At 28.0% G+C, this 844-nt stretch carries 1 protein-coding gene; it reads right to left on the bottom strand.

The window, feature by feature from the left end; genetic code table 11:
- Nucleotides 1-831 (bottom strand): 6-hydroxymethylpterin diphosphokinase MptE-like protein (locus AJ882_RS02270; protein WP_079861385.1); only part of this gene is annotated, 831 nt, incomplete at its 3' end.
- Nucleotides 832-844: the final 13 nt, after the last annotated feature.

Here is an 844-nt window from a genome sequence, read left to right as displayed (position 1 = left end):
AACATAATCAGGCACTACACCTTCTTTTTCAAGCATACTTAAAGCTCCATCAGCACAAAAGACCACCGCTTTATCTTGATAAGCTTTAAGTAAAGGAAGTTGTTTAGTAAGAGAAGGTCCTGCAGAAACTACTATAGCATTGTCAAATTTGTTTTTTCTTTCGCTTAAGATTCTTTGAAAAGGAATACTTCCAAGCATAGAAGGGATATTTTGCAAAAACTGTCCATGGACTAATAAAGGCAAAAAACAGGAAATATCAGCATTTCTTACTGCTACTCCTATGGTTTTTAAACATATTTCATTTAAAAACAAAATTTGTTTTTCATAAAAATGAAGATAATAAGAAGCATTGATCAATATTTCATACAAGCTTAGATACTCTAAAATACTTTGCTGATCAAAAATCATAGCAATTTGAATTTCTAAATCCTCTGCAACACAGTCAAACAATACAATCTTATAAATTTTCAATTCCTCACTCAAATCTATCGTGCTTAAAGCTAGGATAAAAAGTTCGATTTCACTTTCAAATACAAAAAGATGTTTATAGTGTTTGGATAAATTTTTAATAAGCAAAGCATTGCCTATACCATAAATACATGCAAAAGGATATCTATGAGTTTTTTCTAAAATACTTTGATAGAAAAAATTTATTTCTTCTTCTAAATTTTCATACATAAAAACATTATGAGTTTTATCATAGATATTTAAATTTTCATCTATATTAAAACGAGAGCAAGTTTTATTTTGTATGAAATTTAAAAGTTTATTTCCTAAGGGTTCATTTACCCCACTTAATAAAGCTTGTATGTTTTTTTCTAGTATGGTCATTGGGTTTCCTTAA

Source organism: Campylobacter sp. BCW_6461 (assembly GCF_001762735.1).
GTDB lineage: Bacteria > Campylobacterota > Campylobacteria > Campylobacterales > Campylobacteraceae > Campylobacter_D > Campylobacter_D jejuni.
Note: the sequence above shows the minus strand (reverse complement) of the source record. Positions and strands in the feature narration are given on the sequence as shown.